The organism is Chroococcidiopsis thermalis PCC 7203, from assembly GCF_000317125.1.
GTDB lineage: Bacteria > Cyanobacteriota > Cyanobacteriia > Cyanobacteriales > Chroococcidiopsidaceae > Chroococcidiopsis > Chroococcidiopsis thermalis.
In genome coordinates, this window is sequence record NC_019695.1 from 3,424,346 (window position 1) to 3,438,461 (window position 14,116).

A 14,116-nucleotide genomic window follows, 5' to 3' on the forward strand; every position below is an offset into this window, starting at 1 on the left:
TAGTAGTTGGTAAGTTGTAAGTCGGAATTAAATTCTCCCTCAGCTCCCTCAGCTCCCCTGCTCCTCTACTCATTAGGTTGCGGATAACTGGTCACTGGTCACTGGTTACTGATAACTGCTCGTGCGCTCCCTGCTCCCTATGATTGAGTTAAAGTATCTATGTTGAGTTATGCTGTCCGCAAATTTTGATTGATGGTGTGGTTTCGGAAAACGCGATCGCTCCTATTAATCTAGACAGGTACAGTCGTGTAAATTGCTTAAGGTTAACCACAGTGTCTTCGACTAACTTAGATTTACTTGCTTCCTCCGATCCGGTTGTGGCTGAATTAATTAGCGGCGAACTTCAGCGCCAGCGCGACCACTTAGAATTAATTGCTAGTGAAAACTTTACCTCGGCTGCTGTTTTAGCCGCCCAGGGTTCGGTATTGACCAATAAATATGCTGAAGGCTTACCTGGAAAGCGTTATTACGGTGGTTGTGAATATATCGATCGCGTCGAGCAATTAGCGATCGATCGCGTCAAACAACTGTTTGGTGCGGCTCATGCCAACGTTCAACCCCATTCTGGCGCTCAAGCTAATTTTGCCGTCTTCATGACTCTGCTAGAGCCAGGAGACGCAATTATGGGGATGGATTTATCCCACGGCGGACACTTAACCCACGGTTCGCCCGTAAATTTCTCTGGGAAGTGGTTCAAAGTCCACCATTACGGCGTGAATCCCCAGACCGAACAATTAGACTACGACCAAATTCGGGAATTGGCGCTGCAACATCGTCCCAAGCTACTCATTTGCGGTTATTCTGCTTATCCACGCATAATTGACTTTGAAAAGTTTAGAGCGATCGCCGATGAAGTTGGTGCTTACTTATTAGCCGATATCGCTCACATTGCTGGCTTGGTTGCGACTGGCTTGCATCCTAACCCCATTCCCTATTGCGATGTCGTCACGACAACCACACATAAAACTTTGCGCGGACCAAGAGGCGGATTAATTCTCACTCGCGATCCCGAACTGGGTAAAAAATTAGATAAATCCGTGTTCCCTGGTAGCCAAGGCGGACCCTTGGAACACGTCATCGCAGCGAAAGCAGTTGCCTTTGGCGAAGCATTACAGCCTCAATTCAAAACTTATGCAGCCCAAGTCATTGAAAATGCTAAAGCTATGGCTGCTCAATTACAAAACAGAGGCTTCAAACTCGTATCCAACGGTACAGAAAATCATTTGATGCTGGTTGACTTGCGCTGTATTGGCATGACAGGTAAAGAAGGCGATCGCCTTTTAGGTGAAACAAATATCACCGCTAATAAGAATACAGTTCCCTTCGATACAGAATCGCCTTTTGTGACAAGTGGTATCCGATTGGGGTCCCCAGCCATGACCACACGAGGCATGGGTACGGAAGAATTTACCGAAATTGCCAATATTATCGCCGATCGCCTGCTACATCCTCAAGATGAGACCGTAGCGCAAGACTGTCGCCGCCGAGTCGCGGCATTGTGCGATCGCTTCCCCCTCTACCCGCATCTCAACGTTCCCGTACCTGCTTTAGCATAAAATTCTGGATTTTGGATTTTGGATTGAATCCAAAATCCAAAATCTAAAATCTAAAATTCAATGAGTGCCGAAATCATTTGTGTTGGAACTGAATTACTGCTGGGCGATATTCTCAACACCAACGCGCAGTTTTTAGCTCAGCAATTAGCAAATCTAGGAATTCCTCATTACTATCAAACTGTAGTGGGAGATAATCCTGCAAGAATCAAACATGCGATTCAAGTTGCTCTAGAACGAACATCAACTCAGGATAACTCGACTCAAGTTCTCATTTTTACAGGCGGTTTAGGTCCTACGCCTGACGATCTGACCCACGAAACTTTAGCCGATTTCTTTGGCGTACCGCTGGCAGAACACCAAGAAATTATTGAAGACATTACTCGCAAATATGCTGCACGCGGGCGAAAAATGTCTCCTAGCAATCGCAAGCAAGCCATACTACCTCAAGGTGCGGCAGTTTTACCCAATCCAGGTGGAACCGCCCCAGGTATTCTCTGGCAACCGCGCCCTGGGGTGGCAATTCTCACCTTTCCTGGCGTACCGTCAGAAATGCAGCAGATGTGGCAAGAAACCGCCGTCCCTTACCTTAAGACTCTTGGTTACGGTCGAGAAATTATTTACAGCCAAACTTTGAAATTTTGGGGGATTGCCGAAGCAGCTTTAGCAGAAAAAGCAGCAGCCTTTCTCAATCTGCCTAACCCTACCGTAGCTCCTTATGCCAGCCAAGGAGAAGTAAAGTTGCGTGTCTCAGCGAAAGCAACTTCTCCAGAAACAGCCCAGCAAATTATTGCTCCAGTGGCTCGACAATTGCAGGAAATTGGAGACTTAAATTATTTCGGTTCTGACGAAGAAACTTTAGCCTCGGCAGTCGGTAAATTGTTAACTGCGGCGGGAGAAACTCTCAGTGTGGCGGAATCCTGCACGGGTGGTGGCTTGGGTCAGATGCTCACGGACATACCAGGTAGTTCTAGATATTTCTGGGGGGGAGTTATCTCCTACGACAACGCAGTAAAAATTTCTGTTTTGGGCGTTAATCCTGATGATTTGAGTCAATTTGGCGCTGTCAGCGCGATCGTCGCCGAACAAATGGCAGCAGGAGTGCGATCGCGTCTCGGTACGACTTGGGGTTTGAGCATCACGGGAATTGCCGGACCCGATGGTGGTACGGCAAGCAAACCGGTTGGCTTAGTGTACATCGGTTTGGCGGGAGCCGATGGCAAGGTTCAAAGTTTTGAAAATCATTTCGGAACTGGACGCGATCGCGCTCTGATTCGCCATATCAGCGCCTGCACCGCTCTCGATCTCTTGCGCCGCCTACTAAAAGCTAGGGAGCAGAGGGGAGAAGAGGGCTGCTCTTGAGCTGGGGAGGCTCTCGGGATCTGGGGGAGCAATTCTAGTCACTAGCCACCAGTCACCAGTCACTGATAACTGATAACCATTCCCTCAAAAGAGAGATGTGTCTGCTGTTGGAATTTGTGATATCTTTATATTAAATAAAAAGATTAAGCTGTCACCTTCGTTTTCCCAACAAAATGTTGGTAGAGCAAAGGAAACAGAAAGTTAAAGCGGTTGAGAATAAGTAGCTAAGCTACATTTTGACTTGAAAAAGTTAAACTTTGTGTGCTAGCAACAGCAAAAAGCTAAGCAAATATAAAGAATAAGTAGCGGCAAAATCAAGAGCGCACAAAGATAGATTCCAATCGATTATCATCAAGAAATCAAGGTAGTTTTGTAGGAGTAATCGGTTCGATGGATTACATAGATCGGGTACTGGAAAAGCTGAAAGAATGGGCGCGCAAGCTAATTGAAGCCTTGCTAGGACCGGAAGCTGAACCGGAACCAGAGCCGATCCCAATTCCAGTTGACGATCGCCGCACTCGTCGTCACAGATAGATATTGAATGGGCTTAGCTGGCGTGTCTTCTCATTCGTCACTTATTAGGATACTCGTGCTGCATGGACCGAATTTGAACCTGCTGGGAGCAAGAGAACCAGGAATTTACGGTTCAGTGACGTTAGCTGAGATCGACAGCATGTTAGTGGCAGAAGGGAATCAACTGCAAGCAGAAGTGAAGGCGATGCAGTCTAACCATGAAGGCGTGCTAGTGGATGCGATCCAAGCAGCTAAGTCAGAATACCAGGGAATTGTGATTAATGCGGGTGCTTATACCCATACAAGCGTGGCGCTGCGAGATGCGATCGCTGCGGTAAAAATGCCCACAGTAGAAGTTCATTTAAGTAATATTTATCAACGAGAATCTTTTCGCCATCACTCCTATATTGCAGGTGTAGCAATCGGGCAAATTAGTGGCTTTGGCGTACAGAGTTATCGCTTAGGTTTACACGCCTTGATTCACCATATCAGGCACTCCAATTAATGAGTTACTCGATTCATAGTCGATTTCGCGGCACGATGCTGGGAATGGCAGTTGGCGAAGTCGCAAACCACCCTAAACTTAAGGCGATATTATCTGAAAGGGCAATCGATAACTCATCCCAATCGGGGTTGCTTGACTCAGTATTGCAAGGAATAAAGACTTTGATCGCGCTCGGTAAGTTCGATTACGAAGCATGGCACAAATTCATGACAAAAGAGTTGACTGGTAATCCAATCGCTTCACCTTTAACAACTCTTCCCATATCAGTATTTTTTCATGAGAATGAGTTGAAGCTGCGGCAAAATTTGCAACTGGCGCTAGTCGCGATCGATCGGGATGAGCCAGAAAGCCGAGATGGAACCTTAGCAATAGGACAAGCAATCGCCATTGCTTTACAAGCAAAATCGAACCCAATCGAGATAATTTCCCAAGCAATTGCTTTTGTAGGAACATCCCCAACTGCAACAGCTGCAAAACTCTCACAAGTCAAAGAGCTACTGGACGAACGAGCAGGATTGGAAAGAGCGATTGCTCAGTTAGGACAACCCCATGAATTGAGCAGTCAAATCGCTTTGGCGTTTTTTTGCTACCTGAGTACTCCAGCAGACTTTCGCTTGACCGTTCAAAGAGCAGCAATAAGCGATCGCTCTGGCGTGACGAGCGCGATCGCGGGTGCGCTTTCAGGAGCTTACAATGGCGTGGCAAGCATTCCAGTTACTCAAGCACTAGCAATAGGGGTGACAAATCAGGCTGAAGTGCTAAGATTGTGTGATGTACTAGTCGCAGTGTGGTCGGGAGTCTATCAGCAGAGCGATCGAGCTACTACCAACAATCAAATAGTTGCAATTGCTGCCCCTAAAATCGTGCGGAGGCGCTGAGAATAATCGTTGTCTTTCCTAAATCGATCTGAAAAATTTGATTTCAGGAAAGTTTAGTTTCTAAATACTTGAGTTGTAGAACAGGCAATAAGCTTAATCGTCAGTTGTGAGCTCTCATTGTGGAAAGATCCATAGACTGGATGTAATTATTGTCATTCAACCTAAGATTACAGATGAGGCTTTATGCCATTTAACTTTTTGCTCCATGCCGATTGCATGTAATAAGGGTAATGAAAAAGCGCACGCTATTTGAATTGCTCGACCTGCAACTCAAGAAGTGGTGGCAATTGCTACCAAACCAGCAGCAATTAACTCGTAAAGTATGCCAAGCTCAACCAGGAGTTAAAGCTAAAAAACCTCCTAAAGTGCGCAGAGAACGCACCTCTGCGCTCCTGATACTGGCAGTGGTATTGCTGACCATAATGTTGGGACATCGCTTTGCCAACCAACCTCGGCTAGATGAAGGCACGATCGCACCAGAGACAATTCGCGCCCCTAAAGCAGCTCAAATTGTCGATACGAAAACTACAGCCCAAAACCGCCAAATTGCATGGAGAAAAGCAGAGCCAATCTTAGTCATTGACTCGACAGTAAATCAAAAAATTTGGCAAAAGTTACAAACTAACTTGACACAGGGAGAGCGACTGCGGCAGCTAGCAGGAAATTTTCCATTTACAACCACAACCAACTTATCTACAGCAGCACAAATTTATCTACGCAGCTGCCCAGATTCTCAGTGGCAGAAAGTTTTAGCCTTTTTACGAGACGCGCAAAGTCGAGAACGCCAGCAAAATGCCGCGACAACGAACTTTGCTTCGGTTAAAATCGAAGGATTTGAAAATGAGGCAATGGCTCAAGCAGCAAGGGAACTGAATGCCTATCGCTTGAAAACAGCGAAATCTCACCAGTTCTCGATGTTAATGGCAAAGCTATCTCAAGTTCGCCAGCAATACGCTCAAGCTTTATCGCAACTGGCACAATTACAAAAAGCAACTCCGCCAACTCTTTACGAATCTTCCTGGTTGGATTTATCCGATCCTATTTGGTCGAAGACAGTTGCAGGTATCCGCGCCACTACACAACGCATTCTCGCCCAAGGAGTTTATCGAGGTATATCATCCGATACTTTGCAAACAGCGGTGAACTTACAAGTGCGATCGCATGTACCACCGCAGATGGAACCTCTAGCAACCCAAATGCTGTTAACCGTCCTCGAACCAAATCTCAAGGAAGACGAGGCACAAACAAAACTAGCAGCAGCTGAAGCGGTTGCAAAAATTGCCCCCCAAATGCTGAATCTAGAGCGAGGCGAGGTCATAGTCAGAAAAGGCGAAACGATCGACCATGCTGCATTTATTACTCTCGACTATTTCGGTCTGTCGCGACGCGGGATCGGTTGGTCGGGGCTATCAAAATTTGGTGGGATCGTTAGTGTAGCCGTTGGTATTTTTGTCTGGATTGCCTGGAAATTCGAGCGGCAGAAACTGCGACAGCGTGACTGTGTTTTGATTTTGTTATTAGCTTTGAGTACTCCGCTACTCTTAAGGCTGAATTTACGGTATATTAACTTACCTGCTGTAGGACTGTTACTAGGTAGCTTCTACGGCTTCCCAATTGGTGGCACAGTTGTAGGGTTGTTGGGGCTGCTCGTACCTGTAGGAATGGATATTAGTGGTAAGTCTTTGTTAACAGGCTTAGCTGGCGGAATGCTAGCTAGTTGGATGGCTGGGTGGATGCGATCGCGAGAAGAGTTAGCTCTAATCGGAGTCGCGGTTAGTGTAACGCAAGGATTAGCGTACCTGTTAGGGAAAGTCGTCCTCAGTGCGATCGGGACTGATTCAGTATGGAATTGGTACGATGTTGCCCTTCAAGCTGGCTTATTTAGCCTTGCAGGGATTGTCTGGAGCGCGATCGCGATCGGCATTAGCCCCTATTTAGAGCATTTTTTCGATCTAGTTACCCCAATTCGGCTAGCAGAACTTGCCAACCCCAACCGACCGTTATTAAAGCGTTTGGCAACGGAAGCCCCCGGAACGTTCCAACACACGCTGTTTGTCTCCACTCTGGCAGAGGCAGCGGCGAGGGTATTGGGATGCAACGTCGAATTGGTGCGGACGGGAACTTTATATCACGATATTGGCAAACTCCACGATCCCCTCGCTTTTATTGAGAATCAGATGGGTGGGGTCAATAAACACGATGAAATTAACGATCCTTGGGAGAGTGCGGCAATTATTAGAAAGCACGTGACTGAAGGGTTAGTCATGGCACGCAAGTGTCGTTTACCAATGGCAATCCAAGCCTTTATTCCCGAACATCAAGGCACGATGGCGATCGCCTATTTTTACCACCAAGCGCAGCAGATCGCACGACAAGACCATAGCATTACAGTAGACGAAAGGGATTTTTGTTACGCGGGTCCAGCGCCCCAGTCGCGAGAAACAGCCTTGGTGATGCTGGCAGATTCCTGTGAAGCAGCTTTACGCACTCTGCCAGCAGCCGGCAAATCAGGCGGAAAAGAACCGACGCGAGAGGAAGCCCTAGCAATGGTACAAAAAATTCTGCGATCGCGCTGGCAAGACAATCAATTAGTTGATTCTGGACTAACGCGGGCGGACATGGATACAATTGCTGAAACCTTTGTCAACATTTGGCAACAGTTTCATCACAAGCGGATTGCTTATCCAAAGAGGAAGGAGTAAATTCTACCCCTGATTTTTTCTATCTAAAAACTTCAACTGCCGATACAAAGTGCGAATTTGAGGTAAATTTGTCCCAGCAGCCTCAGCTAGACGTAATGGACTGCCAACGATCGCTTCAACTTCCAAAGGACGCTGCAAATCATAGTCAATTTTCATACTAGTTTTATAGGGCTTCATTTTGGCAGTGCGATCGAGCATGTTTTGGACAAAACTACTGGAAATATGGCGATCGAACCTAGCTGCACCCGCTACCACTTCCGCCATCAACTCTTCGACTAAAGCCCGAGTGGATGCATTTGCCATCAACTCATCGGTTCGAGCATTAAGTATGACAGATAGCCCATTATAGGGAATATTCCATACCAATTTTTGCCAACGTGCTAAGAGCAAATCTTCTGATAAGTCAATGGGAATGCCAGCCGATTCAAAATCAGTGGCAATTTGCCGCATTCTTGCCGTAATTCCCGCTGGATGGTAGTCAGCAGTATATTCTCCCAGGGAGATCGCCTTGTAATCTAAATGGCGAATATGTCCTGGGGCAACTTTATTAGCGCAGACAAAACACATACCACCGATAACTCGATGAGAACCGACAATTTCAGCTACCGCGTCTTCTATGCCCAAACCATTTTGCAATACCAAAACTACGCCATCGTCTTTCAGAACTGGAAGTAATAGATCGGGTAGTAGATGATTCTGCGTCGTTTTTAGCGCGATCGCCACTACATCGCAACGCGGCATATCCTTCACGTCTTGGTAAGCATTGACTTGGGATAGGGTAAAGTCCCCGTCAGTTGACTCAATAACTAAACCAGATTGAGAAACATGGTTGTAATCGCTGCGAAGCAAAAAATGGACATCTAAACCAGCCTTTTGTAGACAACCACCATAATAACCACCCAATGCCCCCGTTCCTAACATGGCGTAACTGCGTTCGCTATGACAATTATGGCGATCGGGATACGACTCCATTTGTTTCTTCCCTCTGGCTAGAAACGGGCATTACCTCATGAAAGTGGTTGTAATCGATATAGCGTTGCCCGTCAGACTTCTGGAATAAAATATCAGCAAATCGATGATGCCACAACATCTCTGAAGCAATGTATGTATGACGAGCATGTATCATCTGAGATACAGTCTCATCAATGCCAGTCAGCGTCACCACCAACATTGTCTCTGCTGCTTCTAGATCTGCTAAAGTAGCGCCGTAAAAAGGGCTGTACTCGTCAATCGGATGCATCACCGTCCAAGAGAGAATAAAAATTGGGTTATTAGCACGTACTAAAGGCAGGTCATACAATCGGCGCATAAACTGCCCCTCAGCATTCATTTCGTCTCGTACCAGTACAACTCTAATCTGCGCTTCAATAATTTGGTTGCGACGCTTATTCGCCACGCGAAACATCAAAGTTGGAATCTCATCATAAGCCGTGACCACAGCCACTCGACTAAAAACCACTCGCGCCGTAGGACGAGAGAAACGAGCAAAAGCGATTCCCGTTCCCATAGCTACGCCCAATAAACCCACCCAAGATTCGATCGCCACTAGGACATTAGCGTAGTCAGTTTGCGGATTCATCACGCCATAGCCAATAGTTGCCATTGTTTGAATGCTGAAAAAGAAAGCATCCCAGAAATTGCCAGGTCGAGCGTTAGCTATGCTACCTGGTTGTAATAAATAGGCAAGAGCAAACAAAGAATTGAGTAATATGTATCCAGAAGCTACGATACCTAAGAACCAAGACCAAGGCATAGTAATCAACAAATGGTATGGATCGCGCCAGTAGTAATACCATTTATTAATCCCCTGAACGTTTAACCGTCCATTCTGCCTCACAATCGAAATAATTGGTTTACGGGGGAGACGACGCTTTGCTTTTGTCATTTGTCATTTGTCATTCGTCATTTGTCATTGGTTGGAGGTGATTCCAACTCATGAATCGCGACTTGTGAGTTAGGCGTTACCAACTACCTCTAGATAGATATTCTGACTTGATTTGGTAAAAGAAGGGAAACAGTTGTTAATAGGGAGTGACTAGTGGCTAGTGACTGGTGACTAGAATTGCTCCTGAAGTTCCTCTGCTTCCTTGTCCCCCTTGTCTTCCTTGTCCCGACTTCTATCTCGTTTTCCGGCGACGACGATCGCGATCTGTTCTCATTCCTTGCTCGTCACGGTTTTTTTCCGTTAGCGGTATGGCATTTTTTGTTGGTACGATGCGAGAACCATATCTTCTAGCATAAACTTGAGTAAATTCTGCACCGAAAAAGAGGATTTGGGCAGCATAGTAAACCCAAACTAAGATAATGACGACTGAACCTGCCGCGCCGTAGGTAGAACCAAAACTACTGTTTCCTAGATACAGTCCCAAAGCAAACCTACCAATTGAGAATAGCAGCGAAGTAACGATCGCGCCGCTCCAAACATCGCTCCAGGCAATTTTGACATCTGGCAAGACTTTGTAAATCAGTCCGAATAGTAGTGTCGTCACGGCAAAAGAGAGGACGAAGTTAGCTATCTGTAACAATGCCCCGATTCCTGGTAGCAAGCTGCCCAAAAAATTGACTAATCCTGATAAACCTGCACTTAAAACCAGGGAAACGAGTAGCAAAAAGCCTACACCGAGTACCATCGTGAATGACAAAAAGCGATCGCGCAAGATGCCGATTACACCTCGTCCTGGTTTCGGCTGAACTTCCCAAATCGTATTTAAAGAGTCTTGTAACTGAGCGAATAAACCAGAAGCGCCAAATAGTAAGACAGCAATACTAATCAGGGAGGCAATGGTTCCTGCTTTAGGTTTACTAGCGCCTTCTATTGCCGTTTCAATAAATTTTGCCCCGTCCCTACCTACCAAACCTTGAATCTGCGTCACAATTTCGCCTCTGGCTGCTTCTTCACCAAAAACTGCTCCAGCAATCGCGATCGCAATAATCAACATCGGGGCGAGGGAAAATACCGTGTAATATGCCAATGCTGCGGCTAGTCGCGAAGCTTTATCTTCGTTCCATTCAGTAAATGTCTCTCGCAACAAACTAATAATTGTCTTAATTCTCACTGCTAAATCTCCTCTTTGCCAGATGCACGGTCATTTTGATGACTATGACAAAATCGGAAATTTTACACATCTCCAAGGAGATAGAAAAAATTTAAATTTGTCTGATTTGATACTCAAAAACTAAATTCTAGTATTGTTAGTCACTATCTCAACTCGGCTAGGTTTATTTCGAGCAAAATTGATGAAGCATCTGCAACATTTTTTTTAAAAAGTTATACACTCTCGCTCTCTGCAATCGAAATTAATAGATTATTCTGACGCAAACGGTTTTCATCCTCATGGAAGAAGAAAGGCGAATTTGCCATAGTTAGCATTTCAGGGAAATCACAAATTTTCATAAATTCAAATTAGAACGAGGGAAGTTAGCAATGGCTAAAGTTAATCCTATCCAGCTGCAAAAGCATCTCAAGGGTATGGAATATCCTGCTTCTAAGCAAGATATTGTGGACTATGCCAAACAACAAGGCGCAGATGATAATGCGATCGCTATTTTAGAACAGTTACCAGAAGAAGAATATGAAACTCCTACTGATGTCAATAAAGCAGTAGGAGAAGTGCAATAGTTAGTTATACCAATTCTATTTATCCTTGCACTAAATCGGTCGCTCATAGCCCCCCTTGTTAAGGGGGGTTGGGGGGATCTTCCGTGGCGCAGTCAGATCAAAATGGTATTACCATAGCAGCTCTAAATGATTTGTAAAGCAGGCTTCTAGCCTGCTCCACGTTTATGAATTAAATAGGATTGCTATAGTTGTTATACCAATTTACTCTTTGACTACGACAAAAGAGATCCCCCAACCCCCCTTATCAAGGGGGGCTAGGGGGGATCTTCTGTTGCATAGTTTTAGTGAAATGGTATTAATTGTTGGTTGATAGTGCTGCAATTACAAATAGCTGTAGCTATTTTCAATTGGATGGGGTACGAAGATCTTTAGGGACGCACATCTGTGCGCCCCTACGAATGTATTTCACTATATAGGAAACGTTATATCAACTAACACCTGTGAAATATTATCGTTTACTAAAGATCGAATAAACCTTGATAAATTTCTAAGTGCTGCTGAGTAATATTTTGCCAGGTAAAATTTTCGCTAAAAGCTCGACTGGCTTTAGCCTGTTGTCTTCGTTTTTCGGGGCAATCGATCAGTTCTATTAATATAGTTGTCAGGGCAGCAACATCATGCGGCGGGACAAGTAATAATGGATGCGTATCTGGTAAATACGACGGCATATAAGTGGCGATCGCTGGTAAACCGTAAGATAAAAGCGACATCAAAGAACTATTATTGAGACTCACATCGCGATCTAACACTCCGATATCCGATCCTGCGAGATAGCGAGACACAATTTCCTCGTCCAAATATCCTGTGAAATGGACGAACGAATGTAATTCGAGTGCGTCAATCGTTGTTTGCAGTTGTGTTAAGTATGTATTATCGTCTTGAATCGTTGATTTTGGGCTATCTTTCCTATCCATCACCAGCAGCCTTGCTTGAGGCTGAGTTGTGAGAACCTGTTTAAAAGCTAGTAGTAAAGTCGCTAACTCCTTCCCAGAATGGAGAAAGCCTAAATAGGTAATGACGAACGTATCTTCATGCCAATTGCAAGTTTGTCGTAAAATCTGGCGTGCTGCACTACTGTCCGTTTCGCTGGCTTGTACGTTAGGAACTTTGGGAACGTGCCACAAACGACGCTCTATATTAGGTAATTTCGCTTGAATTAAGGTTTTTGCTTCCGGCGCGATCGCAATTGTAGCGTTGCTTAACGTTAGCAAAAATCCCCCTTCTCGATCCCACCACGTATACTGGTGCAACCAACCCGAAAATCGAGATAGCAATCCTCGTTGCCACTCCCAATTACCATACTCGTGTACTGTCGTCACGATGGGCGATCGCCACCCAGATAAACGCAATAACAACGGTAGTAACAAGATTGCGGGCTGATGACCGTAAATTTGCGGATGGTACTGAATGTGTACGGCATCCGCACCACTATCCCATACTGCTTTGACCAAAGCCTTTAGATCGACCCACTGCCATCCATGTACGACTCCTAACGCATGAGGATCGTAAGCCGCTTCTGCCGCGTAGTAAGTTGTCAGTACAATAGATTCCACACCGCGATCGCGGAGGGAAGTATGTAGGCGAGCAGTGTAGTCTGAAACACTATCGCTTTCTGGTAAGTACGTACCAGCAATGAAAGCAATGCGGCTCATGGCACAAGACGGCGGGTAGAAGCCAATATCTCCTTCTTGACTCTGGCTTGTACGAGTACGATCACTGCTAACAACTACTATCACGATCGGTAAATAATTTACTATTCTTCGATGATGAAAATAAAGCTGGCAGAGTTCCTAATTCTACAGTAATAATACTGATTTCAAACACCAGAAAGAGAATAATATCAGCGAAATTACGGTCTTTACTTCTTCAGGTATATGCGATCGGTCAAAGATTAGTCAACGAAAAAAGGTGAGCATTGCCCACCTTACACTGTTTTAATCATTAATTTTTAATTTTGGTACGGGAAGGTTTACTCAATAATTCCTACTCAGATAAATATTATGAATTATGAGTCAACCCATTGCTACAAATTTGACTTATGCTCCGTGCTTTCGATACCAATCAATCGTATTGGTCAATCCCTGTCTGAAACCTACTTGAGTCACAAAACCATAGGCTTGTTTTGCCCTTTCGGTATCTAAACAGCGACGGGGTTGACCGTTGGGCTTATCGGTTTGCCAAATAATTTCCCCGTCATATTCCATTAATTCGCAAATTAAATGAATCAAGTCGCGAATTGAAATTTCCTCGCCCGTTCCCAAATTAACAGGTTCGGGGTCGTTATAAAACTGAGTCCCCATGACAATTCCTCGTGCTGCATCTTCTGAGTAGAGAAATTCGCGGGTGGGAGTACCATCACCCCAAACAGGAATTTGCTTGTCTCCCCGTAGTTGAGCTTCATGCACTTTGCGGATCAAAGCTGGGATGACGTGGGAACTCTTAGGGTCGAAGTTATCTTCAGGACCGTATAAGTTGACTGGCAAGAGATAGATACCATTAAAGTCGTACTGTTGGCGATAAGCTTGCAATTGTACTAATAGGGCTTTTTTGGCAATGCCATAGGGGGCGTTGGTTTCCTCTGGGTAGCCATTCCAGAGGTCATCTTCTTTGAATGGAACTGGTGTAAATTTAGGGTAGGCACAGATCGTACCGACACAGACAAACTTTTCCACTCCTGCTTGATAAGCCGAGTGGATCAGTTGCGCCCCCATCATCAAGTTATCGTAAAATAGCTCGGCAGGTTTAGCTTGATTCAGCCCAATACCGCCAACGTGGGCAGCCAGATGAATAATAATATCTTGCTGGTCAACCGCACGCTGGCAGTTTTCTAAGACTCGTAAATCGCAATCGCGCGATCGCGTTACGGTAATCTTATTTTTATCTGCACCAGCTTGACATAGTTGGTCTATTACCTGACGACCTAAGAACCCAGCACCACCAGTCACGAGAATGCGTTTGTTGTTTAAATCTAAGGCGGTCATGAG

The 14,116-nt window shown here is 45.3% G+C and carries 12 protein-coding genes; 7 read left to right on the forward strand and 5 right to left on the reverse strand.

The genetic code is table 11. The annotated features are described in order from the left end of the window. The first annotated feature begins 272 nt into the window (after window positions 1–272). The 6 genes from glyA to CHRO_RS15065 all read left to right on the forward strand — a co-directional run bounded on the left by glyA (window position 273) and on the right by CHRO_RS15065 (window position 7,513). Window positions 273–1,556, forward strand: coding sequence for a serine hydroxymethyltransferase (gene glyA, locus CHRO_RS15045; protein WP_015155084.1), 1,284 nt, complete (start codon window positions 273–275; stop codon window positions 1,554–1,556). Between the two features lie 60 nt (window positions 1,557–1,616). Further along, window positions 1,617–2,915, forward strand: a complete 1,299-nt coding sequence (locus CHRO_RS15050; protein WP_015155085.1) for a competence/damage-inducible protein A — start codon at window positions 1,617–1,619, stop codon at window positions 2,913–2,915. A gap of 390 nt (window positions 2,916–3,305) precedes the next feature. Continuing rightward, window positions 3,306–3,449, forward strand: a complete 144-nt coding sequence (locus CHRO_RS32330; RefSeq protein ID WP_015155086.1) for a hypothetical protein — start codon at window positions 3,306–3,308, stop codon at window positions 3,447–3,449. 7 nt (window positions 3,450–3,456) lie between these two features. Beyond that, a complete protein-coding gene (gene aroQ / locus CHRO_RS15055) occupies window positions 3,457–3,933 on the forward strand; it encodes a type II 3-dehydroquinate dehydratase (protein ID WP_015155087.1) in 477 nt (158 codons plus the stop codon). After that, complete coding sequence (locus CHRO_RS15060) at window positions 3,933–4,811, forward strand: ADP-ribosylglycohydrolase family protein (RefSeq protein ID WP_015155088.1); 879 nt, start codon at window positions 3,933–3,935, stop codon at window positions 4,809–4,811. The genes aroQ and CHRO_RS15060 overlap by 1 nt, the downstream gene beginning before the upstream one ends. A gap of 230 nt (window positions 4,812–5,041) precedes the next feature. After that, window positions 5,042–7,513 carry an HD family phosphohydrolase gene (locus CHRO_RS15065; protein ID WP_015155089.1) on the forward strand — a complete coding sequence of 824 codons (2,472 nt, stop codon included), beginning with the start codon at window positions 5,042–5,044 and terminating at the stop codon, window positions 7,511–7,513. Window positions 7,514–7,516: 3 nt separating this feature from the next. On the opposite strand, the gene CHRO_RS15070 is transcribed toward CHRO_RS15065, so the two are convergent. The 3 genes from CHRO_RS15070 to CHRO_RS15080 all read right to left on the reverse strand — a co-directional run bounded on the left by CHRO_RS15070 (window position 7,517) and on the right by CHRO_RS15080 (window position 10,569). Continuing rightward, complete coding sequence (locus CHRO_RS15070) at window positions 7,517–8,485, reverse strand: putative 2-dehydropantoate 2-reductase (RefSeq protein ID WP_015155090.1); 969 nt, start codon at window positions 8,483–8,485, stop codon at window positions 7,517–7,519. Further along, window positions 8,460–9,398, reverse strand: coding sequence for an ion channel (locus tag CHRO_RS15075; protein WP_015155091.1), 939 nt, complete (start codon window positions 9,396–9,398; stop codon window positions 8,460–8,462). The genes CHRO_RS15070 and CHRO_RS15075 overlap by 26 nt, the downstream gene beginning before the upstream one ends. Before the next feature lie 232 nt (window positions 9,399–9,630). Beyond that, a complete protein-coding gene (locus tag CHRO_RS15080) occupies window positions 9,631–10,569 on the reverse strand; it encodes a YihY/virulence factor BrkB family protein (RefSeq protein WP_015155092.1) in 939 nt (312 codons plus the stop codon). Window positions 10,570–10,937: 368 nt separating this feature from the next. On the opposite strand from CHRO_RS15080, the gene CHRO_RS15085 reads away from it, so the two are divergent. Then, window positions 10,938–11,132, forward strand: coding sequence for a DUF2795 domain-containing protein (locus tag CHRO_RS15085; protein WP_015155093.1), 195 nt, complete (start codon window positions 10,938–10,940; stop codon window positions 11,130–11,132). Between the two features lie 458 nt (window positions 11,133–11,590). Here the strand turns inward: CHRO_RS15085 and CHRO_RS15090 are convergent, their stop codons facing one another. After that, a complete protein-coding gene (locus tag CHRO_RS15090; RefSeq protein ID WP_015155094.1) occupies window positions 11,591–12,784 on the reverse strand; it encodes a glycosyltransferase family 4 protein in 1,194 nt (397 codons plus the stop codon). Between the two features lie 384 nt (window positions 12,785–13,168). Next, window positions 13,169–14,113, reverse strand: a complete 945-nt coding sequence (locus tag CHRO_RS15095; RefSeq protein ID WP_015155095.1) for a GDP-L-fucose synthase family protein — start codon at window positions 14,111–14,113, stop codon at window positions 13,169–13,171. Between the last annotated feature and the right edge of the window lie 3 nt (window positions 14,114–14,116).

What these genes read in the sequence shown, in the direction of transcription:
- CHRO_RS15050 (WP_015155085.1), top strand. Translation starts at nt 1,617, where the DNA reads ATGAGTGCCGAAATCATTTGTGTTGGAACTGAATTACTGCTGGGCGAT.
- CHRO_RS32330 (WP_015155086.1), top strand. Translation starts at nt 3,306, where the DNA reads ATGGATTACATAGATCGGGTACTGGAAAAGCTGAAAGAATGGGCGCGC.
- aroQ (WP_015155087.1), top strand. Translation starts at nt 3,457, where the DNA reads ATGGGCTTAGCTGGCGTGTCTTCTCATTCGTCACTTATTAGGATACTC.
- CHRO_RS15060 (WP_015155088.1), top strand. Translation starts at nt 3,933, where the DNA reads ATGAGTTACTCGATTCATAGTCGATTTCGCGGCACGATGCTGGGAATG.
- CHRO_RS15065 (WP_015155089.1), top strand. Translation starts at nt 5,042, where the DNA reads ATGAAAAAGCGCACGCTATTTGAATTGCTCGACCTGCAACTCAAGAAG.
- CHRO_RS15070 (WP_015155090.1), bottom strand. Translation starts at nt 8,485, where the DNA reads ATGGAGTCGTATCCCGATCGCCATAATTGTCATAGCGAACGCAGTTAC.
- CHRO_RS15075 (WP_015155091.1), bottom strand. Translation starts at nt 9,398, where the DNA reads ATGACAAAAGCAAAGCGTCGTCTCCCCCGTAAACCAATTATTTCGATT.
- CHRO_RS15085 (WP_015155093.1), top strand. Translation starts at nt 10,938, where the DNA reads ATGGCTAAAGTTAATCCTATCCAGCTGCAAAAGCATCTCAAGGGTATG.
- CHRO_RS15090 (WP_015155094.1), bottom strand. Translation starts at nt 12,784, where the DNA reads ATGAGCCGCATTGCTTTCATTGCTGGTACGTACTTACCAGAAAGCGAT.
- CHRO_RS15095 (WP_015155095.1), bottom strand. Translation starts at nt 14,113, where the DNA reads ATGACCGCCTTAGATTTAAACAACAAACGCATTCTCGTGACTGGTGGT.